The 24,876-nt window shown below is 47.4% G+C and carries 23 protein-coding genes and 1 riboswitch; of the genes, 8 read left to right on the plus strand and 15 right to left on the minus strand.

Translation table 11 applies throughout. From position 1 onward, the window contains the following. Positions 1–24: 24 nt before the first annotated feature. From oppF to C9I99_RS27185, 6 genes are all read right to left on the minus strand, one after another. A complete protein-coding gene (gene oppF, locus C9I99_RS08905) occupies positions 25–1,014 on the minus strand; it encodes a murein tripeptide/oligopeptide ABC transporter ATP binding protein OppF (RefSeq protein ID WP_107348486.1) in 990 nt (329 codons plus the stop codon). Further along, positions 1,014–1,979: an ABC transporter ATP-binding protein gene (gene oppD / locus C9I99_RS08910; RefSeq protein WP_107348487.1), complete on the minus strand. Its 966-nt coding sequence runs from the start codon at positions 1,977–1,979 to the stop codon at positions 1,014–1,016. Before oppD ends, oppF begins: the two co-directional genes overlap by 1 nt. Positions 1,980–2,047: 68 nt before the next feature. Next, positions 2,048–2,959, minus strand: coding sequence for an oligopeptide ABC transporter permease OppC (gene oppC / locus C9I99_RS08915; RefSeq protein ID WP_107348549.1), 912 nt, complete (start codon positions 2,957–2,959; stop codon positions 2,048–2,050). Positions 2,960–2,974: 15 nt separating this feature from the next. Next, on the minus strand, positions 2,975–3,895 hold the full coding sequence (gene oppB, locus C9I99_RS08920; RefSeq protein WP_107348488.1) for an oligopeptide ABC transporter permease OppB: 921 nt from the start codon (positions 3,893–3,895) through the stop codon (positions 2,975–2,977). Between the two features lie 115 nt (positions 3,896–4,010). Further along, positions 4,011–5,642 carry an ABC transporter substrate-binding protein gene (locus tag C9I99_RS08925; RefSeq protein WP_107348489.1) on the minus strand — a complete coding sequence of 544 codons (1,632 nt, stop codon included), beginning with the start codon at positions 5,640–5,642 and terminating at the stop codon, positions 4,011–4,013. 427 nt (positions 5,643–6,069) lie between these two features. Beyond that, complete coding sequence (locus C9I99_RS27185) at positions 6,070–6,228, minus strand: hypothetical protein (protein WP_166645366.1); 159 nt, start codon at positions 6,226–6,228, stop codon at positions 6,070–6,072. Between the two features lie 620 nt (positions 6,229–6,848). On the opposite strand from C9I99_RS27185, the gene C9I99_RS08935 reads away from it, so the two are divergent. Continuing rightward, on the plus strand, positions 6,849–7,244 hold the full coding sequence (locus C9I99_RS08935) for a MerR family transcriptional regulator (protein ID WP_107348491.1): 396 nt from the start codon (positions 6,849–6,851) through the stop codon (positions 7,242–7,244). 109 nt (positions 7,245–7,353) lie between these two features. On the opposite strand, the gene C9I99_RS08940 is transcribed toward C9I99_RS08935, so the two are convergent. The 6 genes from C9I99_RS08940 to moaA form a co-directional block, all read right to left on the minus strand. Further along, on the minus strand, positions 7,354–8,439 hold the full coding sequence (locus C9I99_RS08940; RefSeq protein WP_107348492.1) for a porin: 1,086 nt from the start codon (positions 8,437–8,439) through the stop codon (positions 7,354–7,356). Positions 8,440–8,929: 490 nt separating this feature from the next. After that, entirely contained in the window at positions 8,930–9,466 is a 537-nt protein-coding gene (locus tag C9I99_RS08945) for a hypothetical protein (RefSeq protein ID WP_107348493.1), read from the minus strand. A 268-nt stretch (positions 9,467–9,734) separates the two neighbouring features. Next, complete coding sequence (gene moaE, locus C9I99_RS08950; RefSeq protein ID WP_107348494.1) at positions 9,735–10,184, minus strand: molybdopterin synthase catalytic subunit MoaE; 450 nt, start codon at positions 10,182–10,184, stop codon at positions 9,735–9,737. A gap of 2 nt (positions 10,185–10,186) precedes the next feature. Next, on the minus strand, positions 10,187–10,432 hold the full coding sequence (moaD, locus tag C9I99_RS08955) for a molybdopterin synthase sulfur carrier subunit (RefSeq protein ID WP_107348495.1): 246 nt from the start codon (positions 10,430–10,432) through the stop codon (positions 10,187–10,189). Next, positions 10,429–10,908 carry a cyclic pyranopterin monophosphate synthase MoaC gene (gene moaC, locus C9I99_RS08960; RefSeq protein ID WP_107348496.1) on the minus strand — a complete coding sequence of 160 codons (480 nt, stop codon included), beginning with the start codon at positions 10,906–10,908 and terminating at the stop codon, positions 10,429–10,431. Before moaC ends, moaD begins: the two co-directional genes overlap by 4 nt. A gap of 44 nt (positions 10,909–10,952) precedes the next feature. Continuing rightward, a complete protein-coding gene (gene moaA / locus C9I99_RS08965) occupies positions 10,953–11,942 on the minus strand; it encodes a GTP 3',8-cyclase MoaA (RefSeq protein ID WP_107348550.1) in 990 nt (329 codons plus the stop codon). Next, positions 11,931–12,073, minus strand: a riboswitch (molybdenum cofactor riboswitch). Its footprint overlaps the gene before it by 12 nt. A 179-nt stretch (positions 12,074–12,252) precedes the next feature. On the opposite strand from moaA, the gene C9I99_RS08970 reads away from it, so the two are divergent. From C9I99_RS08970 to yvcK, 3 genes are all read left to right on the plus strand, one after another. Next, positions 12,253–12,480: a hypothetical protein gene (locus tag C9I99_RS08970; protein ID WP_107348497.1), complete on the plus strand. Its 228-nt coding sequence runs from the start codon at positions 12,253–12,255 to the stop codon at positions 12,478–12,480. Positions 12,481–12,633: 153 nt separating this feature from the next. Continuing rightward, positions 12,634–13,209 carry an LON peptidase substrate-binding domain-containing protein gene (locus C9I99_RS08975; RefSeq protein ID WP_107348498.1) on the plus strand — a complete coding sequence of 192 codons (576 nt, stop codon included), beginning with the start codon at positions 12,634–12,636 and terminating at the stop codon, positions 13,207–13,209. A gap of 190 nt (positions 13,210–13,399) precedes the next feature. Next, positions 13,400–14,305, plus strand: a complete 906-nt coding sequence (gene yvcK, locus C9I99_RS08980) for a uridine diphosphate-N-acetylglucosamine-binding protein YvcK (protein ID WP_107348551.1) — start codon at positions 13,400–13,402, stop codon at positions 14,303–14,305. Here the strand turns inward: yvcK and C9I99_RS08985 are convergent. From C9I99_RS08985 to uvrB, 3 genes are all read right to left on the minus strand, one after another. Continuing rightward, positions 14,267–14,626 carry an Hpt domain-containing protein gene (locus C9I99_RS08985; RefSeq protein ID WP_107348499.1) on the minus strand — a complete coding sequence of 120 codons (360 nt, stop codon included), beginning with the start codon at positions 14,624–14,626 and terminating at the stop codon, positions 14,267–14,269. The two genes, yvcK and C9I99_RS08985, sit on opposite strands and share 39 nt — an antisense overlap. Before the next feature lie 18 nt (positions 14,627–14,644). Beyond that, positions 14,645–16,087: a quorum-sensing sigma-54 dependent transcriptional regulator LuxO gene (luxO, locus tag C9I99_RS08990; protein WP_107348500.1), complete on the minus strand. Its 1,443-nt coding sequence runs from the start codon at positions 16,085–16,087 to the stop codon at positions 14,645–14,647. Between the two features lie 392 nt (positions 16,088–16,479). Beyond that, entirely contained in the window at positions 16,480–18,516 is a 2,037-nt protein-coding gene (gene uvrB / locus C9I99_RS08995; protein ID WP_420849220.1) for an excinuclease ABC subunit UvrB, read from the minus strand. A 474-nt stretch (positions 18,517–18,990) separates the two neighbouring features. On the opposite strand from uvrB, the gene ushA reads away from it, so the two are divergent. The 4 genes from ushA to rsxC all read left to right on the plus strand — a co-directional run. Then, the gene (gene ushA, locus C9I99_RS09000; RefSeq protein WP_107348552.1) at positions 18,991–20,685 is read left to right on the plus strand and encodes a bifunctional UDP-sugar hydrolase/5'-nucleotidase UshA; all 1,695 of its coding nucleotides are present in this window, start codon (positions 18,991–18,993) and stop codon (positions 20,683–20,685) included. Between the two features lie 845 nt (positions 20,686–21,530). Further along, positions 21,531–22,112, plus strand: coding sequence for an electron transport complex subunit RsxA (rsxA, locus tag C9I99_RS09005; RefSeq protein WP_039456871.1), 582 nt, complete (start codon positions 21,531–21,533; stop codon positions 22,110–22,112). 1 nt (position 22,113) lies between these two features. Further along, positions 22,114–22,695 (plus strand): electron transport complex subunit RsxB, encoded by a 582-nt coding sequence (rsxB, locus tag C9I99_RS09010; RefSeq protein ID WP_107348502.1) that lies wholly within the window; start codon positions 22,114–22,116, stop codon positions 22,693–22,695. A 1-nt stretch (position 22,696) separates the two neighbouring features. Then, positions 22,697–24,876: electron transport complex subunit RsxC (rsxC, locus tag C9I99_RS09015; protein WP_107348503.1), on the plus strand; the 2,180-nt coding region annotated here is incomplete at its 3' end.

Here is a 24,876-nt window from a genome sequence, read left to right on the forward strand (position 1 = left end):
CCCAAAGCCTGTCACAGGCTTAAATTACTGAACATTCAGGCAAGACACCGCATGAACTTCATCACCGATCAAAGTCGGCTTTTTATTCGCACACTCCGCGGACGCAACCGGGCAGCGAGTACGGAACACACAACCTGATGGTGGGCTCATCGGCGAAGGCAGATCCCCTTCCAGCAACTCAATGTGCTTGCTGCGCTCCAAATCCGGATCCGGAATAGGCACCGCCGACATCAACGCTTTGGTATAGGGGTGCTTTGGTTCGCTGAACAATGCATCGGACTCACCCATCTCGACCGCATTGCCAAGATACATCACCAAAACCCGGTCAGAAATATGCTTAACCACTGACAGATCGTGAGCGATGAAAATCAGGCTCAAGCCCATTTCTTTTTGCAATGATTTAAGCAAGTTAACAACCTGTGCCTGAATCGATACATCCAGCGCTGAAACCGGCTCATCGCAAATGATCATTTTAGGCTTGAGGATCAAAGCACGTGCAATACCGATACGCTGACACTGCCCCCCAGAAAACTCGTGTGGGTAGCGGTTAATCACGTTCGGCAGCAAGCCAACCTTTGTCATCATGGCTCTAACTTGATCTTTAATATCCTCAGCAGAAAGCTCTGGGAAATAAGCCTTCAATGGCTCGGCGATGATCTCTCCAACGGTCATACGTGGGTTCAGTGATGCCAGCGGATCCTGGAAAATCATCTGGATATCTTTACGCTTTTCACGCATCTGTTTGTGATCAAGCTTGGTCAGATCCTGGCCGAGCCAAACCACACGACCATCGGTTGCTTCTACCAGACCAATCACCGCACGGGCAAACGTCGATTTACCGCAACCTGACTCACCAACCACACCCAGAGTCTCACCTTCGTAGAGGCGGATATCGACACCATCAACCGCTTTTAGACTCATTGGTTTTGTCCAAGGCCATGCTGATTTCGGCGCAATACTAAAGTGAACCTTCAGATCATGAATATCGAGTAATACTTTCTTTTGAGCTTCCATTACCACGTCCCCACATCAGAAAAACACGCGCGTAAGCGACCTTCAGTAAATGCCTTCAATTGAGGCGCTTCTTGCGAGCAGCGGCTAGATGCACGGTGGCATCGTTCCTGATAAGGACAGCCGACAGGCAAACGCAGTAAGTTAGGCGGGTTACCCGGAATGGTTGGCAACTCTTCACCGTCGGTATCCAAGCGCGGGATAGCCTTCAGCAAGCCCTCGGTATACGGGTGCGACGGTTTGTAGAAGATCTCATTGATCTTACCGTACTCCATGGTACGACCTGCATACATGACCAGTACCTTGTCGCAACTACCGGCAACCACGCCCAGATCGTGGGTGATCATAATGATCGCTGTATTAAAGTCACTTTTCAGTTCGTTTAGCAGTTCCATGATCTGTGCCTGTACGGTCACATCCAGTGCCGTCGTCGGTTCATCGGCAATCAACAGTTTAGGGCTGCACAGCAAGGCCATGGCAATCATCACACGCTGGCGCATACCGCCAGAAAATTCGTGTGGATACATGGTAATACGCTTACGTGCTTCGGGAATTTTCACCGCATCCAGCATGCGAACACTTTCTTCGAACGCCTCGGATTTCCCCATGCCTTTGTGCAGCATCAGCACTTCCATCAGCTGATCGCTTACTTTCATATATGGGTTCAGTGAGGTCATCGGATCCTGGAAAATCATTGCGATTTGCTCGGCACGGATCCGGTTCAGCTCTTTTTCCGGCAAGTTAAGGATTTCGCGGCCTTCGAATTTCGCGCTGCCGCCAATTATGCCGTTCTTGGCCAATAGGCCCATGATGGCGAAAACGGTCTGGCTCTTGCCCGAGCCAGATTCACCAACAATACCCAGGGTCTCCCCCTGATTGAGCGAAAAGTTTAGATCGTTAACCGCGGTGACAATACCGTCTTGAGTTTTGAATTCTACGCGTAGATCTTTGACATCTAATAAGCTCATAGTACTTCCTTATAATCTATCTACCTTTGGCCTGCCGCCATAGCGTTTGCAGGCCAGAGGTCTTCTCGTTATCTGTCTTTTGGATCCAGTGCGTCACGCAAACCGTCACCCACATAGTTAAAGCAGAACAGCGTCACTACCATAAAGGCTGCCGGGAACATCAGCTGCCAAATGGCAACTTCCATGGTCTGAGAGCCTTCTTGTAGCAGAGCCCCCCAGCTGGTCATAGGCTCCTGAACACCCAAGCCAAGGAAACTTAGGAATGATTCGGTCAGGATCATCGACGGTACCAGCAAGGTTGAGTAAACCGCGACGATACCCAGTACATTCGGAACAATATGTCGGGTAATGATACGCCACTGGCTAACGCCAGATACGCGGGCGGCTTCGATGAACTCCTTACTGCGCAATGACAAGGTTTGGCCACGAACGATACGTGCCATATCAAGCCATGAAATGGCACCAATCGCCACAAAGATCAGCATGATATTACGGCCAAAGAAGGTCACCAGTACGATCACGAAAAACATGAACGGAATCGAATAGAGAATTTCCAAAATGCGCATCATCACGCGGTCGGTACGGCCACCAATAAAACCAGACGTTGCACCGTAAAGGGTACCGATCAAGACCGCAACCAGCGCGCCCATGATCCCCACCATCAGTGAGATCCTGCCCCCGACCAGTGTACGGGTAAACAAATCACGCCCTAAGCTATCAGTACCGAAGAAGTGGCCTTCAGCGCCGAAACTTGGCGCGGCGTGCAGTGCGTACCAATCTGTATCATCAAATGCGTAGTTGCTAAACATCGGACCGAATACGACCGCCAAGGTGATCAAGCTAAGGATCGTCAGGCTCACCATCGCCGCTTTATTGCGCATAAAGCGGATACGGGCATCTTGCCACAAACTACGGCCTTCAATTTCCAATTGCTCGGAAAAGTTCTCAACCGCTTCTACGTTTTCTTTTTTTGTCAGCATCATCGGTTGGGCCCCTTAGTAACGGATTTTCGGATCAATGTACGCCAGAACAATGTCGACTACGGCGTTGAAGATAATGGTCAAAGAGCCAATCAAGATAGTGATTCCCAAAACCAGAGAGTAGTCACGGTTGAAAGCTGCGTTGACAAACAACTTACCGATCCCCGGCAGACCGAAGATGGTTTCGATAACCACCGAGCCGGTGATAATACCAACGAAAGCCGGCCCCATGTAGGAGACCACAGGCAGCAAAGCCGGTTTCAGAGCATGCTTGATGATGATATAGCCGTAGCCCAAGCCCTTCGCGCGTGCGGTACGGATGAAGTTACTATTGAGGGTTTCGATCATGCTGCCACGAGTAATACGGGCAAAGGTTGCCACATAAAGCAGAGACATACCCATCATTGGCAGCAGCATGTATTTCATGCCGCCGTCGTTCCAGCCACCAGCAGGAAGCCAGCCCAAGTTAATAGAGAAGATATAGATCAGTACCGGGGCGAGAATAAACGACGGCATCACCACCCCGGCCATGGCCGTCGACATAATGCAGTAATCTATCCAACTGTTTTGCTTCAACGCGGCAATGGTGCCGACGGTGACCCCCATCACCAATGCAAAGATAAACGCAAAGAAACCGATTTTCGCCGACACCGGCAAAGCTTTGGAAACCAGCTCGTTGACGGTGAAATCTTTATATTTAAAGGATGGACCGAAATCACCCTGCACGATGTTGCCAAGGTAAGTGGTGTATTGCTCAAATACAGGCTTATCCAAGCCATACTTGGCCTCGATGTTAGCCATGACTTCCGGAGGAAGCGGACGCTCGCTGGAAAATGGATTGCCTGGTGCAAAGCGCATCAGGAAAAAGGAAATTGTGATGAGTACCAACAGAGTTGGTATTGCTTCAAAAATCCGTTTTGCGATGAATTTAATCATAAACTCCACCGTTCTTTATAGTCTGTGACAGTCAATTAATACTGGCGTGAAACACCAGAAAGGGCACTGCTCTCATCCAGAGAGCAGTGCTTATTATCATGCTTCTTGCTAATTATTATTCAGCAATGATGTACATATCTTTGGTGAAGAGCTTGTCTTCTGCATTGTTTGCAGGGTAGCCACCCACTAGCGGGTTAACCAGACGCGCTTTCACGTATTGGTAGATAGGTGCAATAGGCATATCTTCGGCTAGCAACTGCTCAGCCTGGATGTACAGCTGCTCACGCTCTGCATCTGAAGTAGATTCCAGCGCCTTCGCCATGATTGCATCGTATGCCTTGCTGTTGTAACGCGGGTCATTAGAGCTGTTGTTACTCTGCATCAGTGACAGGAAGCTTGATGCTTCATTGTAGTCGCCACACCAGCCAGCACGTGTTACGTCAAAATCACCCTGACGACGAGTATCTAGGTAAGTCTTCCACTCCTGGTTTTCCAGGTTAGCTGTAACATCTAGATTCTTTTTCCACATAGAAGCAATCGCTACAGCAATCTTCTTGTGGTTTTCTGATGTGTTGTACAGCAACGTGAAGTTCAGTGGGTTACCTGGACCGTAACCAGCTTCTTCTAGTAGTGATTTCGCTTTCTCATTACGCTGTTTCTGAGTCATTTGACCGTACTCAGGCGTAACTGGGTTGAAGTTTGCAGTAATTTCCGGAGTTAGGAAATAACCAGACTTCTGGCCTTGGCCAAGTAGCGCTTTGGTCACGATATCACGGTCGATAGCGTAAGACAGGGCTTTACGAACGCGTACGTCGTCAAATGGCGCTTTTTGGTTGTTGAAACCGTAGTAGTAAGAACACAGGTTACCGGAGATAGACACTGACTCAGCGTGCTGCTTCTCAAGGCGGCGGAAGTGCTCGTTTGGTAGTTCGTTGGTGATATCGATCTCGCCGGCTAGGAAGCGGTTCATCTCAGCAACTTGGTTTTCAATCGGCAGGAACGTAACCTTGTTGATAACGGTATTGTCGTTATCCCAGTAGGTCTTGCTGCGGGTCAGGACGATACGCTCGTTCACAACCCAGTTGTCTAGCGTGTAAGCACCATTACCCACGAAATTTTCTGGTTTGGTCCAGTTGTCGCCGAATTTCTCAACAACCTTACGGTTTACCGGCTTAACTGTCGTGTGGCCCATCATCTTCACGAAGTATGGCACAGCCTGCTCAAGCTCGATAACCAGTGTGTTGTCATCTGTCGCTGATACACCCAGTGTATTCTTGTCCGCTTTGCCTGCAATGATGTCATCTGCGTTCTTCATAGTCGTCATTTCTAGATACCATGAGTACGGAGACGCTGTTGCAGGATCAACTGCACGCTTGAAGCTGTACACGAAATCGTGTGCGGTCACAGGGTCGCCGTTTGACCATTTAGCATCTTTGCGCAGGTGGAATGTGAAAGTGCGGTTGTCGGTAGTTTCCCAGCTCTCAGCAACACCAGGGACAGTGTTACCATTTTCATCCTGGTTAACCAAACCTTCAAGCAGGTCACGGATGACGTGTGACTCAGGCACACCTTCAGTTTTGTGTGGGTCAAGAGAAGCAACTTCAGTGCCGTTACCTCGAACCAATTCTTGCTTGGCAGCAAGTTTTACCCCTTCCGGTACATCAGCAGCAAGAGTGGTGAAAGAGGTGGCTGCTACAGCCATACCAGCGCCCAGAAGAATCGCCTGGGTAATTTTATTCTTATACATGCATTAGCTCCAATACATCGTTAAATACGTCCTTGCGTTCTTCAGTCGGTACCATCTCACAATATTTGCATCGTTAATCCTAAACAACACAAAGCAAACCGAAGAATTGGTCAAAACATTATCAGGCATTGAAGTAATTTGCCACATTTCGATTACAAAAAAAGACATAATCCTTAATGGAGCCTGAACGCACAGCATGAATATCTGGCTGCTTATCTCGTTACAGCTAGATCTATCACAAAAACCAGAATATGGAGAAATATCCGCCAAATAAGCCACAAAAAAGGAGTTTTTGAATAAATAATTGCAGAATTGAATAAAAACACAGCAGAAACACCTCCATCCATCTCACACAAACACAATAAGTCAATAACATTCATGTAAAACTATGATGCCTAGCTATAAAAAAAGCGCCTTTCGGCGCTTATTATTTGTTCTCACTATCCATATTGATATTGGGGGGGACTTCGTTTATTGATTGTTCTTTTCCCTCAACCAGAGAATGGTGCTCATTACTTATTGCTTCATCGAACAAGCCATCATGATTGATATCTTCCAACATTTGCTTAATGCGACGATTAGACATTCTTTTATGCTTCATGGAACCCTCCGCTGTTAACCACAGCACTTTTGACCCATAAACGTAATAACCTATGTCTTTAGATAACACTGCCACAGACGGACTCTGTTGTCTTAGACACAGCATTAAGCATGGCACAGGATCAGCATTTTGTCCTTCTACTCCGCCTTTCTACACTGTCGATATAATAACCAAAACGTATATAAAAAAATGCCAATAGATTAAGTTGTTACATGCCTGAACTTTTCAACTTTGACACATTTATCTCACCTCTGATTAACGCTACTATCTTTTTTGTAGGGAAAATCTTTTGTTTATCCTACATACCGTTCCCGTTCCGTTATCCTTGAGAGTCAGAAAGTATGAGACCAGCTGGTTGTTTTTCGCGCCCAAGCCCTTCCCGTGTTCGCCACGGCTATGTGCCACCGCCACGCAAGCCAAAAGCGGAATAAGCGTATCAACGAAACCTTGATAGACAAGTCTACAAGCCCCTCGGAGAGGGGCTTTTTTATGCTCCTGCCGCTACGATGTTATTACCTTGTGATAACCCACGAATTATGAAACTATCCTCTCTGGATCAAGGGCTTGATCCTCGTTAGAACAAAGACAACTCAAGGAAAGAGAAAATGAGGGATGCCGATAGGCAAGAAGACATATATACCATTTCACAACTCGCAGAAGAGTTTTCTCTGACACTGCGCAGTATCAGGTTCTATGAAGACAAGGGCTTAATAACACCGACTAGAAAAGGAAATACTCGGGTGTACTCACGCCATGATCGGGCTCGGCTGATCTTGATCTTGCGCGGTAAGCGTCTCGGGTTTAGCCTGCAAGAAATACAGGAACTATTCCAACTTTATGATTCTGGTGCCCAGACTCCCTCACAGGCACACCATATGCTAAACACCATCCAGTCCCGCCAGCAACAACTCAGGCAGCAACAGGCCGATATCAATCGCTTGATGATGGAGCTCAATGCCGCCGAGAGAACGTGCTACCAGCACCTCAAGAAATTCGACTAATTGTCCCTCCTTTATATACCTTTTAGTCACCCCTTTTTTGTTTACCCACAAACAAAAAGGCCCGGCGTATAGCCGGGCAAAAAATAAATAAGACAATGAACGTTGGGGCTTACCAGTAAACGCGAGCACCTAGAGCAAATTTGCTATCACCATCTACAGATGTTGCTTCGATAATTCTGTCACTACCTTTGTTGGTGTAGCCAAGCGTGTCACCATCTGCGTAAGCGTACTCTACGTAGATACGCGACCAGCTGTTGAAGTGGTAGTCAGTACCGATGTAGAACAGCTTGCCGTCACCATCAGCATTCAGAGCTTTTGATTCTTGCTCTGTGTACTCGTAACCAGCATAAGCGGTTGCGTTATCTGCCCAGCTGTAAGTACCGGCAAGGCTGTAACCATCTTCATCAATCGTGTTGCCATTACCTTTGTTCTTCAGCTCAGCATTGTAGTAAGTGAAGCCGATTAGCGCTGCGCCTACTGTGTACTCAACCGTACCTTCGAAGTAGGTATTTTGAAGGTCGGCAGTAATATCAATAGTTTCTTTATAGTTTGGCAGCAAATCTGGCTGAGGAATCACTTCTTCTGTACCAATTTTGAATGACTTATCGCGGTTTACACCACCACCAACGTGGAAGTTAAAGCCACCGTAGCTAGATGCAACATACAGTTCTGCTAGCTCTTGGTTAGTATCATCTTCAGGCAAACCGTAGTTAGCTGCAACGATGAAGTTTTCACCTTCGTAGTTATATTTAATTAGTGAGTCGTGACGGGCACCTGAAAGGGATGAGTAACGTAGTGCGGTACCACCGAAGAAGTATGAATAGTCTGCGCCGTAGATATCATCCGCTACCACCCACTGGCGGCCAAATGATAGCTTACCGAAATCGGTATCTACACCAGCAAAGTGTAGGCGGTTTTTCATGGTGTAATCTTCTTTTGCGGTGTTGTAGTTCAGGCCGAACTCAACTTTACCGAAAATATCGACCGAGTCCGTAACAGCGTACTGTGCCTGTACACCTGCACGGGAAGACCCCGCATTCAGAGTGACATCCGTACCCTCTGACTTTTTCACTTCGGTACGAAGTTGACCGTAAAAGTCGACATGTGCTTCGTCTGTTTTTAGGATTTCTACAGCGAATGCCGAATGAGCGAAAAGTACTGCTGGGATTGCTACTGCTAAAAGTGTTTTTTTCATTATTACTTACCTGTAATGATTTTATATTTTTGCTTAGGCTCATCCAGAGCCGGAATGAAACATATCAACAACAAAAAAAATCATCAATAGAGCAAAAATCTGACATAAAAAAATATCACAGCACCTTTCACTATATAAAAACACCTAAAAGACGAGCATAAAAAACCACAAAAAACCTCAAAAACCCCATCAATATTCACTTCCGCGTACGTTTTATCTCTCATTTATTCAGGTCGCTGCCGCCAAAAATCACACTTTCATCAATAACAAAATAGAATAAGAACCCTGTTAAAAATAAAAAATATCATAAGAAAAACAACCAATAGGTTATTTTTTGACCACACAAAGAAACAAATTCGCAACATGTGATACATTTTCCCTGAGCCACAGCAAGAAAATACAATAAGAAAATTATTTAATAAAAAAGGGAAATGGCGTCATGACCATTTCCCTATTTGTAGCGGATGATATTGAAAGGTAGTTTGTGCTGTTAGTGCAACGGGATGCTAACTATCCAAATTTTGTGCTGTTCTTGGTGATAGGCACCTTGCTCAATAATTTTATTCAAATATGCCATTCGATGGTGCCCTTCCAGTAAATTGTAAGGGGCTTTAAGCGTCTTGCCGTTGGTCATCGGTATATCTCTGTCATACCGAAGCACTATTGGCGCTTGTGGCCAAGTACCGGTTTCCTGCATCTGCCTTACCAGCCAGCTACGCTGAAATACCGGGTTAGTCATACGGCGCGATAGTTTATCAACAATGTCTTGATGGGGCGTATGAATTTGTGACTGAATTTGCTCACTGGTCCAAGATTCAAGTTCAAAGCGCATTGACTGAAAATCCAACCACCCCCAGTTGCAGAGCACCCCTTTCCAATGCCTGAAAAGCCATTGTTTCAGCACATCTTCAGGGAAATTAGGCAGGGCCTGGCTGGCTTTCGGCTGCCATTTTTCCCAAGGCTCACAGTGGCGGCCGCCAAAGCCATCAGGTTCTAGTTCATAGAGTAGTCGATCGCTCCTGATCATAAGCATACTCCTCTGTTACGTGTTATTTCACTTGACCGATTCCAACCGGCCACTAAAACCATAACCATTCATTTTTAATGGTTATTTATACCCTTGAATTCAAAGTAGCACAGAGCCTAATGAAAAAATAGATGAATAACTGAGAAAGATTATGCGGACGATGGACGATGGACGATGGACGATGGACGATGGACGATGGACGATGGACGATGGACGATGGACGATGGGACTTTGCACCGGTATGTTTACCGGTGCAATACATTATTTCTTATTTTTCCTGCCAACGGTCGGCGGCGCTGGTATCCGTGTCGCGGGCATCAACCCAGCGAGACTCATCAGGGGTTTGCTCTTTCTTCCAGAACGGTGCGCGGGTTTTTAGAAAATCCATAATAAACTCGCAGGCTTCAAATGCCGCACCACGGTGAGCGCTGGTCACGCCAACAAACACAATCTGATCGCCCAATGCTAAATCACCCACACGGTGGATCACGCGAGTTTTCAGTAGCGGCCAACGCTCACTTGCTTGCTCAACAATAGCAGCGAGAGACTTTTCGGTCATCCCCGGATAATGCTCCAGCGACAATCCGGTGACAGCATCACCTTGATTGAAATCACGTACTTTTCCGACAAACGTTACAACCGCACCGGCATCTGTCCCTTGCGATAATTGCTCATATTCATCAGCAACCGAAAAATCGTCGAACTGAACAGAAATCATCACTAGCCCCCCGTCACTGGCGGGAAGAAGGCCACTTCGTCGCCGTCTTTTATCTCACTATCCAGCGAGCTGATTGTCTGGTTAATTGCCACCAGCAGTTTACCCTGCTCCAATGCTAGCGGCCACTTGTCACCTTTTGTAACCAAGTGCTGGCGCAACGCTTCTGCGGTAGCAAATTCAGCGGTGACTTCCAGACGATCAACGCCAACAAGCTCTTTGACCTGTGCGAAAAATAATACGTTAATCATGATTCCACCTTGAAATGTCCAGATTTACCGCCCGTTTTTTCTAGCAGGCGCACTTGTCCAATCACCATGTCTTTCTGGACAGCCTTGCACATGTCATAAATAGTCAATGCCGCAACAGAGGCTGCAGTCAGCGCTTCCATTTCTACACCCGTTTTGCCAGCCAGCTTACAACAAGACTCAATCCGAACCATGTTTTCGGCATCAATCGCTTCCAACTGCACTTCAACTTTCGACAGCAGCAGAGGATGGCAAAGAGGGATCAAATCCCATGTTCTTTTTGCAGCCTGAATTCCGGCAATACGAGCTGTGGCAAATACATCGCCTTTATGGTGCTGGCCAGAAACGATCAGCTCAAGTGTTTCCGGTGCCATGTGCACAAAAGCTTCAGCACGCGCTTCTCGAACCGTGTCATTCTTTGCTGACACGTCAACCATGTTTGCTTCACCTGAAGCATTAATATGCGTAAATTGGTTCATTCGTCTGTCCCAAAACAGAAAAAGAAAATTAGAAAGGGTGGCGCTTAGCCACCAATAGAAGCTAGGTTCGGTGTCATGCCGGTATTGCCTTCATCAAGGAAATGGCTCACAGCTTTTTCCTCCAAGCCCCCTTGAATACGGGCAATCAGCTCATCACGCTGTTCATCCTGCTGAAGCAGGTCGCGCAACTCCACACCATGATCACCAAACAGGCACAGGTGCAATTTACCCAATGCTGAAACGCGCAGACGGTTGCAGCTCTTACAGAAATCTTTTTCGTAAGGCATGATCAGACCGATTTCACCCTTGTAATCAGGGTGACAGAACACTTGTGCCGGACCGTCATTATTGCTTTTCAGCTTTAGTACCCAGCCATTGGCAATCAGGTAATTGCGGATACTGACACCGGATACATGGTGATTATTGAACAAGTCGTCCATTTCACCAGTTTGCATCAGTTCGATGAAGCGCAACTGGATTGGTCGCGTCTTGATCCAATCAAGGAACTGCGGCAGCTGCTGGGAATTGAGATCTTTTAGCAGAACAGTATTGACCTTGACCTGCTCAAACCCAGCATCAAATGCCGCATCAATGCCTTCCATGACCTGATTAAACATGTTCTCGCCAGTGATCTGGTAGAACATTTTAGGGTCAAGGCTGTCAACACTTACATTAATATGGGTTAAGCCCGCTTCACGCCATTGATGGACATGCTTTGCCATACGGTAGCCATTGGTCGTCGTCGCGACTTTACGGATACCTGGCTGCCCGGCAACCGTACGGATGATATCGGTAAAATCACGGCGTAGGCTTGGCTCACCGCCAGTAATGCGCACCTTTGACGTGCCACACTCGGCAAACGCCCCTGTTACACGCTGAATTTCATCTAGCGTTAGGAAGGATGGCTTTTTCTTCTGTTGAGGATGGTAGCCATCAGGCAGGCAATAGGTACATTTAAAGTTACAGACGTCTGTAACCGACAAACGCAAGTAATAGAACTTGCGATGGTGATTATCTTCAAATTGTTTCGCCACGGAACACCTTTCCAAGTACGGGAGGCCGATGCATTTCTTTATCGACCCTGGTGACAACTTGTCACTGGCTTCAGTCACATATCCCCCACAGTGAGGCACTTAGTGAAAAAAGCTCGGAGCATGGCAATTGTACAGCACCGGATAAAACCAAAATGCGCACAATAGCGTATTAGTTATAAAAATATCAGAGGAATCGCCATACAGGCAAACTCTCCGTTTTTTTCGTGGTGCATTCTACCGTTCAGCACATTTCACGACAATACTACTAAAGGGATTAGCTTTAATTTTTCTGACTAAAAGTGAGGATATTATGTCCAATATTATTGAATCAGCAACCGTCGATGATGTTGCCCTCTACTTGCAACGTGAAGAGGGACTCGACTTAGCCCATGCCCGTGAGCAGGCCAAACTTGTTATCAACGGTTTTCTCGACATGCAGGAAAAAGGTTTAATCAAGGGCTGGTACTTTGATGAGCAGAGCCACCTGGAGTTACTACCTAGCGATAACGCAATGAAAATAATTGCGAATCAGAAATAATTTGCAAAATGCAAATGCCAAATTGGTACTTTTTTGCATTTTAAAAAGATAAACACAGTCAAACGCGCTGAAAACCTATTTTAAGCGGTATGTAATCTTGGTATCCCATTTGCAATGTCTAATTCATCAGACAGTCAGCAACCGGATTAGACTATGAAAACTCACATACCGCTACTATTCCAAAAACGCCACGTCTTACCCGGTGGACGCATCCCTCTTCGTATCGCTCCGGGGCCACAAATGGCTGCATTCAAAGCCGCATTGCGAGAAGGTAACACTTTTGGTGTTTGTATGTTCGACCAAGATGAACACGACCACCATTTCTTTCAAATCGGCACCCGTGTCACTGTTGAAGACTTTGATGTTTCGCCAAATAACGGTTGTTTAATCGTTACCGTAGCAGGACACGAAAATTTCACGATTGATCATATGGAAGAAACCGACGAGGGCTTCTTCTGCGGTGATTGCCAGTTCATTCCACCATGGCCAAAAACAGAAGTGCGTCAGGATCAACAAATTCTGGCTGAAAAACTCAAGCAAATGTTCAGTAAGCATCCGGAACTCGGTGATCTTCACCAGAAAAAGCAGTTTGATAACCTAAGTTGGTTATGTCAGCGCTGGCTAGAATTGCTTCCGGTCCCGGCCAGCGAAAAGCAAATGCTATTGAGTGCACCTAGCTGCCTCAATACCTATGATTACCTGATCAGCATTATGCAACAGCCACATTAACAAATACTTGCATCAACCGCTTCAACTGCCGTACTAACCACTTTGCCCTCAATCTATAGAGGGCGTTTTTTATTCGCTCTACGCCCACATTCCGTGACAGATATACCACCATAAGCACATTGTTTGTATTCATTATAGCTAACGCGATACACTGCGAAGAATCTAATTAGCTCACACTTTTCAACCAATGATGTTACCCCCTACAGTAAAAAGTATTACAGACGCCAAGATTGTTGCCATCGGCGGCGGGCATGGCCTCGGCCGTATGCTCTCAGCCCTGTCAGCATTAGGTGAGAATGTTACCGGTATTGTGACCACGACTGACAACGGTGGCTCAACCGGCCGTATCCGTGCCTGCCAAGGCGGGATTGCCTGGGGAGATACCCGAAACTGTATCAACCAGCTCATTACTGAGCCGTCGGTCGGGTCAATGATTTTTGAATACCGCTTCCGTGGCACTGGCGAGCTAAATGGTCATAACCTAGGTAACCTGATGCTTAAAGCACTGGATAACCTTTCAGTACGCCCGCTCGAAGCTATCAATTTAATCCGTGATATGCTCCAAGTAAAAACCCATATCGTGCCAATGACTGAGCACCCAGCCGATTTAACAGCAATGACATTAAACGGGGATATCATTTGCGGGGAAACCAGTGTCGATGAATTGGCTGACATGCCGCAACGACTTTATATCGAACCGGCAGTGCCTGCCACTAAGGAAGCCGTCGTTGCCATACAGCAAGCCGATGTGATTTTGCTTGGCCCTGGCAGCTTTCTAACCAGCGTGATGCCACCGCTGCTGCTCAAGGAGATCGAGCAAGCCCTGAAAAAGTGCCAGGCCCGAATTGTATTCGTGACCAACCTAGATAAAGAAAAAGGGCCAGCAGGCATGATGAGTTTGCCCCAGATGCTCACCTGGTGTGAGCGCTCTATGGGGGGACGCCAAATTGATACAGTACTGACTGACGCACGATGTGAGGAGCTGGATGAAAAATACAACCAGCATATTACTTCTCTAGCATCGAGCAACCACCAATGGCGCCATGATAGAGAAAAATTAAAACAGGCTATTCACCGGATTGTCATGGCTGGCTAATCGCTTGTACTCAATCGCCATACCCTCAACCATCTGCCTAAATTCAGGCAGGTGGTCTAGAATCCACGCTTCCTGACCTTGCTTGACGCGTGATTCACATTCCTGAGCCATATCGGCGAGATCATCGGCACCAAAGCTGGCCGCACTACTCTTGATTGCATGGCTGATTTCTCGAACCTGTTTTATCGAAGGCTGTTCAGAAAGCTGACGCTGATACTGTTCCAATTCATCGCTAAATACATTGAGGAGTAATGTCAGAGTTTCCTGCCCGACTTCATCTTCCATACGCTTGATGGTCTCTGCATTAATTGTCATTGCCATGTATTTCTCTCCCTACAACTAACCTTGTGCTTCCTGCCAGGTCTGTAATTTACGGTAAATTGTTGACGGGCTAACTTCCAACAAACCCGCAGCACGTGGAATATTGCCATCACAAGCATCGATAGCGGCCTGAATGGCACGCTTTTCAACAATCCATAGTGGCTCAACCTGCGACTTATCGATTATTGGTGTCTCGCTGGGATCTTGCCGAGGACGCTCCCCCCCAATATTCCCAACACCAACAGGCTGATGTGATGCAATTTTAACGCCACCTTGGTTAATCGGTGGAGGAACCATCTCTAGTGCGACTTCTTCACCGGAATTTAACACAACAATGTTTCGAATAACGTTTTGCAGCTCACGAACATTGCCTTGCCAATGGTAGCGCTCGAACAGGGCCCTCACTTCCGGTGAAAAACGGGTGAAATCCTTGCCTTCTTCAACAGACATCAATGCCAATAAGGCATGGGCTATCTCCATCACATCCCCACCTCGCTCACGCAATGGTGGCAAAGTCACGGGAATAACATGCAGGCGATAATAGAGGTCTTCACGGAATCGGCCTTCCTGAACTTCAAGCCAAGGATTACGGTTGGTCGCACACACAAATCTGACATCGACCGTACTGGTTTTGGAAGAGCCGACCTTTTGATACGTACCTGTTTGGATAAATCGCAGCAGTTTGCTTTGCAAATCCAAATCCATTTCGCAAAGTTCGTCGAGAAATAACGTGCCATTATTGGCCAGTTCAACCGCCCCCTGACGCTCGGTCGATGCGCCGGTAAAAGCCCCCTTCACATGGCCGAACAATTCACTTTCAATCAGCTCTTTCGGGATGGCGGCACAATTGAGTGCGACAAAAGGTTTATCATTTCTCGGGCTTGCAGCATGAACCGCTTCAGCGCACACCTCCTTACCCGTGCCACTCTCACCTGTAATAAACACCGTCGCTTTACTTGATGCCGCCGATTCAATCACACGGTACACCGCCTGCATTGGCAAACTGTTACCAATAAAGCCTTGGTACTGGGCACCAGATTGTTTTGAGGTAGACTGAGTAGGCTCGCCTTTCGCCTTTCTATCTTCGTCTTTCAAGGCATTGTTGACAGTAACCCTGAGACGATCAGCCTCGCAGGGCTTGATGAGGAAATCTTTCGCCCCATAGCGCATGGCCTCGACCGCAACGTCAATAGAACCATGTGCCGTCATAATCACCACGGGGATACTCGGATTATCCCGTTTAACGACCTCAAGTACCTGCATGCCTTCCATGTCGGGCAAGCGCAAGTCGAGCAGAATAAGATCTGGGGTGGCCTCTTTGACGAACTCCAACGCCTCTGTCCCCGTGCCAACTATCGTCACGGAGACTCCTAAAGGGTTGAGATATGACTTATATAACGCCGCAACTGATGCTGTGTCTTCAACCATCAAAATACAGCGTTGGTGTGTTCTGCTTTCCATTGCCCCTCCAAGTCCTATCACTCTTTACTAATTGTAAACAAAAGAAAAAAAACGATAAGACTTTTTCTATGTTATCGCTCAAATATAGCTGCCTATATGGCTTTTAGCATTATGAATCGCACATTGCTTTGCAAAATGCAAATTAGCATCCACAAACAATTACTATACATGGCTAATTTTGCTGTTAACCCCTTAAAAAAGTGCAATTAAAGAGGACTATAAAAAATTGGCACGAATAGTGCTTTAACACTAATGACTCTTCCTGAGAGTCAACCTAGCCAACTGACGTTGTTTGTGGAGTTTATTCACTAAAACAATGACGCCAACCGAACACATTATCGGTTGGCTTTTTTTTACCTGTTTTTTGCCACCTTATATTGGATTCCTAGCAATCAGCTATTGGCAATAAATTGCTCTCTATAGGTGTGAATTTTATCCCTTAGCTCAGCCGCTTTTTCAAACTCCAGGTTTTGGGCGGCATCATACATCTCTTTTTCAAGCTGCTGAATTTCAGTTTCCAACTCCTGAGGCGACATAGAGGAATATGTCCCCTTCTTTTCGGCAACTTTGTGAAGCTGTGCGGCACGGTTGGCTCTATTGCCCTTGCCTGGCGCCCCCAACTCCATAATGTCAGACACTTTCGTATCAAGGGCCTTAGGTACAATACCATTCTCTTCGTTGTGGGCTTTTTGCTTATCACGGCGACGGTTTGTTTCGCTCATCGCCCGCTCCATAGAGCCGGTGATCCGGTCGGCGTACAAAATAGCCCTGCCCTCTAAGTTACGGGCAGCTCGGCCAATTGTCTGGATCAACGAACGCTCCGATCGCAAAAAGCCTTCCTTGTCGGCATCAAGGATCGCCACCAGCGACACTTCCGGCATGTCCAAGCCCTCGCGCAGCAAGTTAATCCCCACCAGCACATCGAACTCGCCCAAACGCAAGTCGCGAATGATCTCCACCCGCTCAACCGTGTCGACATCAGAGTGTAAGTAGCGCACTCTGACCCCGTGCTCGGTTAGATACTCGGTCAGATCTTCCGCCATTCTTTTGGTCAGGGTCGTCACCAGCACCCGCTCTTGTTTCGCCTCGCGGATCCGGATCTCTGACAGCAGATCATCAACCTGCGTCGCTACCGGGCGTACCTCGATCTCCGGATCCAACAAGCCTGTCGGCCTCACAACCTGCTCTGCAATATCTTCTCCGGACTTTTCTATTTCATACTTGCCCGGGGTCGCCGAGATATACAACGTCTGGGGTGCCAACGACTCGAACTCTTCGAATTTCAACGGCCTGTTATCCAGTGCTGAAGGCAGGCGGAAACCATACTCCACCAAGTTTTCCTTGCGCGAGCGGTCCCCGCGATACATGGCACCAATTTGCGATACCGTGACATGGGATTCGTCGATGATCAGCAGGCCATCAGCTGGCAAGTAATCAAATAGGGTCGGTGGCGGCTCACCCTCAGCACGGCCACTGAGATAACGGGAATAGTTTTCGATCCCTGAGCAGAAACCCAGCTCCATCATCATTTCAATATCAAACTGGGTTCGCTGGCTAATGCGTTGCTCTTCAACCAATTTATTATTTTCTAATAGCTGCTTTTTACGGCTCTCCAGCTCAAGCTTGATCCCTTCAATGGCTTCAAGCACCTTTTCTCGGGGAGTCACATAGTGAGTTTTCGGATAAATGGTACAGCGCGGTAAATCACGATTTAACAGCGTCCCCGTTAGGGGATCGAACACACTAATGCACTCAACTTCATCATCAAACAGCTCAAGACGGATGGCATCTTTTTCAGATTCCGCAGGGAAGATATCAATCACCTCCCCGCGTACCCTAAATGTGCCCCGCTCGAACGCCATGTCATTGCGCTTATATTGCAACTCCGCCAACCGGCGTAATATATCTCGCTGATTGAGCATATCGCCACGACGAACGTGCAACATCATTTTCAAGTAGGAATCAGGATCACCCAGGCCATATATAGCCGATACTGAAGCGATGATGATGACATCACGCCTTTCCATCATCGCCTTCGTCGCGGAGAGCCTCATTTGTTCGATATGAGCATTCACCGACGCATCTTTTTCGATAAAGGTATCCGTCGTTGGCACATATGCTTCAGGTTGGTAGTAATCGTAATAAGAAACAAAATACTCGACCGCGTTATCCGGGAAGAATTCCTTCATCTCACCATACAACTGTGCGGCCAATGTCTTATTCGGCGCCAAGATCATTGTTGGCCGCCCCGTCTCGGCAATCACATTGGCGACAGTAAAGGTTTTACCCGTCCCCGTAGCCCCCAACAGGGTCTGATGGGCCAGTCCGGCATCCAGCCCTTCAAGTAACTGATGGATAGCCGTTGGCTGATCACCAGAAGGAGAATAGCGGGAAGAGAGTGTAAAGGTTTTAGAGCTAGACTTATCCATCATGATTCCGTACTGGCTATATGATCAGTGTACATGACATTGTGCAGCAGCTAACGAGCATGTCAATAACAAGCAACTGCGCTCTTTTGGCTGTTATCAGTATAGAGTCAGCCTTAACACATCATTAGCACAAGGTATAAAACACTAAAACACGCGGTGCAGGCGTGAAGAAATTCGTTTTAAGCGTACTGACTACGGCCTATTACGAATACCAGATAACATTCTACCGCCCCCATCACACAATTCAAATTCAAGCTTAATAATCAATCACTTGTAACGTTCCCTGTTGTTTTATCGATACTAATTACACTATTGACCGTAATTTGGGCATACGCAGTGATCCTGCCCATGTTCAAACATTTTGACCGTTGTTTTAAAGCAATAAATAGCTACTTTTGTCTTTTTCTATGTGCGTTAGATTGACATAGAAACATGACCAAACGACCTACATCAGCAAACGGCAAAATTCTTACTATGAAATTTATAAACAAAAAGAACTTTATTAAAAGCGCACTATCAGCATCAATTTTACTGTCACTGGCAGGCTGCTCCAGTGATGATGATGAAACGTTAAAATTCACGGTGTTACACACCAATGACAACCATGGACGCTTCTGGCATAACGCTGATGGCGAATACGGTATGGCGGCGCGAAAGACCTTAATTGACCAACTCCGTGCAGAAGTCACCGCTGAGGGTGGCGAAGTATTGTTACTTTCTGGCGGCGATATCAATACAGGTGTACCAGAATCTGACCTATTGGACGCCGAACCTGATTTCGTCGGTATGAGCCATATTCAGTACGATGCAATGGCAGTTGGAAACCATGAGTTTGATAATCCTCGCGATGTATTAGAAAAACAACGCGCATGGGCCTCCTTCCCGATGTTGTCTGCCAACATTTATGAAAAGAACAGTGGCGAGCGTTTATTCAAGCCCTATGACATATTTAACGTCAATGGCGTCAAAGTGGCGGTGATCGGCCTAACAACAGAAGATACCGGCCGGATCGGTAACCCTGAATATGTCTCTGATCTAGAGTTCCGTAATACCGCAGATGAAGCCGCAAAGGTGATTGCTGAAATTGAAGCCAATGAAACCGTTGATGTCATATTAGCAACAACCCATATGGGCCATTATCAAAATGGGGATAATGGTAGTAATGCGCCAGGCGATGTCACCCTTGCTCGATCACTTGAGGCAGGAAAACTCGATGCAATCATTGGGGGACACTCACAAAACCCGGTATGTATGGAGCCCGGTACCAACAACTACGACACCGACTTTAAGCCAGGTGATGATTGTATGCCCGATAAACAAAACGGCACATACATAATGCAAGCTCATGAATGGGGTAAATATGTTGGCCGAGCCGACTTCGAGCTTAACGACGGCGAGCTAACATTGGTCAGCTATGAACTCATACCGGTCAACTTGAAAGAAGAGGACGAAAATGGCGATAAAGTCTTTATCGGTAACGAAATCGAGAAAGACCAAGTACTGTTCTCTATCCTTGAAGAATTCCAGAACAAAGGTGACGAGGCCCTTGGCGATATCATCGCAACCCTTAATGGCAAGCTTGTCGGTGACAGAAACGTTGTGCGTTCCCAGCAAACCAACCTCGGACGACTGATTGCTGCAGCTCAAACCGAATCAGTGCCTAACGCTGATTTCGGTATCATGAACTCAGGCGGGGTACGTGACTCAATCAACAGTGAAGACATTGATGGCTATGAGGTTTCTTACCGAGATGTGTTAATTGTACAGCCATTCGGTAACACTGTTGGCTATGTCGAGATGACAGGTACCGAGGTCACTGAATACCTTGGGGAAGTCGCCACCAAACAGGTTGAGTCTGGTGCCTATGCGCAATTCTCTGGGGTAAATATGGCGGTTGACTGTGAGGCTGGCACCGTAGACATCAACACACTGGGCGATAAAGCCTACAACCCTGATGATACCTACATTTTCACGATACCAAGCTTTAACGCTAACGGGGGTGACAATTACCCAATCCTCCAGTTCATTGATACCGGTAATGTTGACGCCGATGTCTTAAAACGTTTTTTTGAAAACAAAGAAATAATCAATGCCACAGATTATGAACCACAAGGTGAAGTGGTCTATCAAAACTCCCTGTCTGCTAACGGCTGCCAACTAGCTCCATAACACCCGAATACCACTCCAGTGGGGATGACTTCCTGGAGTGGTTCTTTCAGGCCCAAACCCGCAGTATTTTTGCTTGACGATATCAACCCAACACCGTATTATCACCGCCCACGCAGCAACCCTAGTCTGTTTACCCTCCAGTCAGTTACAATTTCATCCAATGTCTTCAAATACATATTTGAAGAAGCTTTCCACAACTTATCCAAGATTTGATTTATATCAATTCACAGCATAATTACACCTAAAACTCGGCTAAAGTAATCACTCTAAGTTTATTCACCAGCACATTATTCCCCTCTATCATTCCCCCTATAACAGTGGTTTATTGCATATCCGATCATGCTCACATTTTAACCGCAACGGCATAGAGATGAACTCAACCCCTAGTTCCCAAGGATCAATTAACACACTTATCCACAGTTTCCGTGGATAACTAAGATAAACCCTTGTGCAGACAGGGCTGAGGGAAATCAAGCCTTTTTTAGACCACAAAATGACTGATGCATGAATTTTCTGCGAACAAAAGCAGAACTGTATGTAAATCAACCAGCAATGCGTTCAAGATAATTTCAAGAGATTCTAATCGACGATTCAAGGCGCTCTCAAAGCCATGTTGCTATACCAATGGCTCCGTATTGGACGATTGAGTACCTCGCAGGGTGAGAGTTTGCCTAGGTGTATAAAAACACCCACTTAAATGTAAATAACACATAATGTTGCATTAACTTTGCAGCAATGAATGGCGAAAAGGTCGGCGAAGTGGAAAAACCCTGCTCCTGGGGAGTTGTTATAGGTGCGACAAAGGAAGATAATATAAAGATCTTTTGCAAATAGTATTATGCGGTATGACTGAATACCTACTCCTTCTCGTAGGTACAGTGTTGGTCAACAACTTTGTACTGGTTAAATTTTTAGGACTTTGTCCCTTCATGGGGGTTTCCAAAAAACTGGAGACGGCCATTGGGATGGGACTCGCTACGACTTTTGTACTCACACTGGCGTCAGTGTGTGCTTACTTAGTCGAAACCTATATTCTTGTACCTCTGGGCATCCAATATCTCAGAACGCTGAGCTTCATCCTTGTGATTGCGGTCGTCGTGCAGTTCACAGAGATGGTGGTTCACAAAACAAGCCCAACCCTTTACCGCCTTTTGGGCATCTTCCTACCACTGATTACATCAAACTGTGCCGTTTTGGGTGTTGCCCTGCTCAACATCAATGAACGACACAATTTTATTGAATCGGTTGTGTATGGTTTCGGTGCTGCCGCCGGTTTCTCTCTGGTACTGATTCTGTTCGCTTCAATGCGTGAGCGAATTGCTGCCGCAGATGTGCCTGCTCCATTTAAAGGTGCTTCGATTGCCATGATCACTGCCGGCCTGATGTCACTTGCCTTTATGGGCTTTACTGGATTGGTGAAACTGTAACATGAGTGGATTAATCATTGCTGTGATTGCCATTGCAGCCCTGGCCGCTATTTTTGGCCTTATTCTGGGCTTTGCCTCAATCCGATTCAAAGTCGAAGCCGATCCTATCGTCGAGCAGATTGATGCGATTTTACCGCAGACTCAATGCGGCCAGTGTGGCTATCCCGGCTGTCGCCCTTATGCTGAAGCCATCGCTAACGGTGATGCTATAAACAAGTGCCCGCCTGGTGGCCAGCAAGCAATCGAGAAGCTAGCAGACCTGATGGGCGTTGAAGTTCAAGAATCTGCCCATGATGCTGATACAAGCATCAAGAAAGTCGCCTTTATCCATGAGGACATGTGTATTGGCTGTACCAAGTGTATCCAGGCTTGCCCTGTCGATGCCATCGTTGGCGGCACCAAGGCACTTCATACCGTTATTAAGGATGAATGCACCGGCTGTGATCTTTGTGTTGCGCCTTGTCCAACCGATTGTATTGAAATGGTACCGCTAGCAACGACGCCAGAGAACTGGAAATGGGATTTGAACCAGATCCCAGTTGTCAATATTCCAGTCGATAACACTGAAAGCACGGTGAAGTAACATGCTGTCTATTATTGAACAAATCAAGCAGGGTCAGCTGTGGGACTTCCCAGGCGGTATTCACCCATCGGAAAATAAAACGCTGTCAAACCGCACGGCAATTACATCAGCCGGTATCCCAGAGGAACTGGTATTGCCGCTCAAGCAGCATATCGGAACCAAAGGCGAGATCCTCGTCAGTGTCGGTGACAAGGTACTAAAAGGTCAGCCACTGACCAAAAGTGATATGAGTATGTGTGTCCCTATTCATGCCCCGACATCTGGTACCGTAACGGCGATCGAACAAAGAACCACCGCCCACCCTTCTGGTCTGAGCGATTTGAGTATTGTCATCAAGAGCGATGGCGAAGATCTGTGGGGCTCACAACATAAGATTGCCGACTACCAATCTCTTGAACCCGCAGAGTTGATTGATGCGATCCGTCTGAGCGGCATTGCAGGCCTTGGTGGCGCAGGTTTCCCAACGGGACGTAAGCTACAGGGCAGTTTGGGTCTGGCCGATATTCTGATCATCAATGCAGCCGAGTGTGAACCGTACATTACTGCCGATGACCGCTTGATGCAGGACTATGCCGCAGAAGTGATCGAAGGGATACGGATCCTACGCCATATCGTGAAACCGAAACTTACCTTGATCGGCATTGAAGATAACAAACCGGATGCAATTAAAGCGCTTGAAAAGTGTGTGACTCCTGAAGACAACATTATCATTCGCGTTATCCCGACCAAATACCCTTCAGGTAGCTCCAAGCAACTGGTAAAAGTGCTTACTGGCCGTGAAGTACCGAGCCAATCACGCTCGTCTGCGGTGGGTGTCGTGGTGCAAAACGTCGGGACGGCCTTTGCGGTCAAACGGGCAATTGTTGACGGCGAACCGTTAATCGAGCGCGTCGTGACCCTAACCGGTGAAGCCTTCAAACAACGCGGTAACGTGTTTGCACGCCTAGGTACACCGATATCCTTCCTGCTCGACAACTTTGGCTACAAGCCTGACAGGAAATACCCACGGGTGATTATCGGTGGCTCTTTGATGGGGTTCACCCTGCCACATGCCCATGTACCGATCACCAAAATCACTAACTGTATCCTGACGCCTAAACGTCGCGAACTGCCACTTCATACCCATGAAATGGCCTGTATCCGCTGCAGTGCCTGCGCAGATGCCTGTCCGACATCACTGCTGCCTCAGCAGTTGCAATGGTATGCCAAAGATAAAGACTACGATAAATGTGAAGAGTACAACCTGTTCGATTGTATCGAATGCGGAGCCTGTGCCTACGTTTGTCCAAGTGAAATCCCACTGGTTAACTACTATCGCAAGGCCAAAGCCGAGATTTGGGCTAACCAGCAAGAAGCCGCCAATGCCGAGCGTGCTAAGCAACGCTTTGAAGCTAAACAAGCTCGATTCGAGCGTGATAAAGCCGCCCGCGAAAATCGCTTCAAGAAAGCGGCTGAAGACAGACGCAAAGATATGGCCACAAAAGGCGGCGATGATGCCGTCGCAGCAGCCATTGCCCGGGTCAAGGCCAAACAAGCCGCAGCCGCCTCTGACGGTGCGGGTCAGAAGCCAGCCGTCGCAGCAGCCATTGCCCGCGCGAAAGCCAAACAAGCTGAAGCCGCCAATGCCGACAAAGTAGCACCTAAGATCAACAGTGCCGTACCTGATAATAGTGAAATGGCTAAGATACGCGAAGAGCGTAAGCGTCAGGCTCGTGAGCGCAAAGCAGCCAAGCTAGCAGCACACGAAAGTTCTCCTGACAGCGCTTCTGATACGGCTTTCGGCCAATCTGCCGACAGCAAAAAAGATGCCGTTGCCGCAGCCATTGCCCGTGCCCGTGCCAAAGCACGCAAGGCTGCCCAGCAGGCACAAGCTGAATCAACTGAAGAAGTAAAATCTGACGACGCTGAACCAGCACAAGCAGAAGTCGATCCTAAAAAAGCCGCTGTCGCTGCTGCCGTTGCCCGTGCCAAAGCACGCAAGGCTGCCCAGCAGGCACAAGCTGAATCAACTGAAGAAGTGAAATCTGACGACGCTGAACCAGCACAAGCCGAAGTCGATCCTAAAAAAGCCGCTGTCGCTGCTGCCGTTGCCCGTGCCAAAGCACGCAAGGCTGCCCAGCAGGCACAAGCTGAATCAACTGAAGAAGTGAAATCTGACGACGCTGAACCAGCACAAGCCGA

The organism is Photobacterium lutimaris, assembly GCF_003025555.1.
In the GTDB taxonomy this organism is placed as follows: domain Bacteria; phylum Pseudomonadota; class Gammaproteobacteria; order Enterobacterales; family Vibrionaceae; genus Photobacterium; species Photobacterium lutimaris.

Excerpts from the sequence above, each read along its gene's own strand:
- oppF (WP_107348486.1), bottom strand. The coding sequence starts at position 1,014 with ATGGAAGCTCAAAAGAAAGTATTACTCGATATTCATGATCTGAAGGTT.
- oppD (WP_107348487.1), bottom strand. The coding sequence starts at position 1,979 with ATGAGCTTATTAGATGTCAAAGATCTACGCGTAGAATTCAAAACTCAA.
- oppC (WP_107348549.1), bottom strand. The coding sequence starts at position 2,959 with ATGCTGACAAAAAAAGAAAACGTAGAAGCGGTTGAGAACTTTTCCGAG.
- oppB (WP_107348488.1), bottom strand. The coding sequence starts at position 3,895 with ATGATTAAATTCATCGCAAAACGGATTTTTGAAGCAATACCAACTCTG.
- C9I99_RS08925 (WP_107348489.1), bottom strand. The coding sequence starts at position 5,642 with ATGTATAAGAATAAAATTACCCAGGCGATTCTTCTGGGCGCTGGTATG.
- C9I99_RS27185 (WP_166645366.1), bottom strand. The coding sequence starts at position 6,228 with ATGTCTAATCGTCGCATTAAGCAAATGTTGGAAGATATCAATCATGAT.
- C9I99_RS08935 (WP_107348491.1), top strand. The coding sequence starts at position 6,849 with ATGAGGGATGCCGATAGGCAAGAAGACATATATACCATTTCACAACTC.
- C9I99_RS08940 (WP_107348492.1), bottom strand. The coding sequence starts at position 8,439 with ATGAAAAAAACACTTTTAGCAGTAGCAATCCCAGCAGTACTTTTCGCT.
- C9I99_RS08945 (WP_107348493.1), bottom strand. The coding sequence starts at position 9,466 with ATGATCAGGAGCGATCGACTACTCTATGAACTAGAACCTGATGGCTTT.
- moaE (WP_107348494.1), bottom strand. The coding sequence starts at position 10,184 with ATGATTTCTGTTCAGTTCGACGATTTTTCGGTTGCTGATGAATATGAG.
- moaD (WP_107348495.1), bottom strand. The coding sequence starts at position 10,432 with ATGATTAACGTATTATTTTTCGCACAGGTCAAAGAGCTTGTTGGCGTT.
- moaC (WP_107348496.1), bottom strand. The coding sequence starts at position 10,908 with ATGAACCAATTTACGCATATTAATGCTTCAGGTGAAGCAAACATGGTT.
- C9I99_RS08970 (WP_107348497.1), top strand. The coding sequence starts at position 12,253 with ATGTCCAATATTATTGAATCAGCAACCGTCGATGATGTTGCCCTCTAC.
- C9I99_RS08975 (WP_107348498.1), top strand. The coding sequence starts at position 12,634 with ATGAAAACTCACATACCGCTACTATTCCAAAAACGCCACGTCTTACCC.
- yvcK (WP_107348551.1), top strand. The coding sequence starts at position 13,400 with ATGTTACCCCCTACAGTAAAAAGTATTACAGACGCCAAGATTGTTGCC.
- C9I99_RS08985 (WP_107348499.1), bottom strand. The coding sequence starts at position 14,626 with ATGGCAATGACAATTAATGCAGAGACCATCAAGCGTATGGAAGATGAA.
- luxO (WP_107348500.1), bottom strand. The coding sequence starts at position 16,087 with ATGGAAAGCAGAACACACCAACGCTGTATTTTGATGGTTGAAGACACA.
- uvrB (WP_420849220.1), bottom strand. The coding sequence starts at position 18,516 with ATGGATAAGTCTAGCTCTAAAACCTTTACACTCTCTTCCCGCTATTCT.
- ushA (WP_107348552.1), top strand. The coding sequence starts at position 18,991 with ATGAAATTTATAAACAAAAAGAACTTTATTAAAAGCGCACTATCAGCA.
- rsxA (WP_039456871.1), top strand. The coding sequence starts at position 21,531 with ATGACTGAATACCTACTCCTTCTCGTAGGTACAGTGTTGGTCAACAAC.
- rsxB (WP_107348502.1), top strand. The coding sequence starts at position 22,114 with ATGAGTGGATTAATCATTGCTGTGATTGCCATTGCAGCCCTGGCCGCT.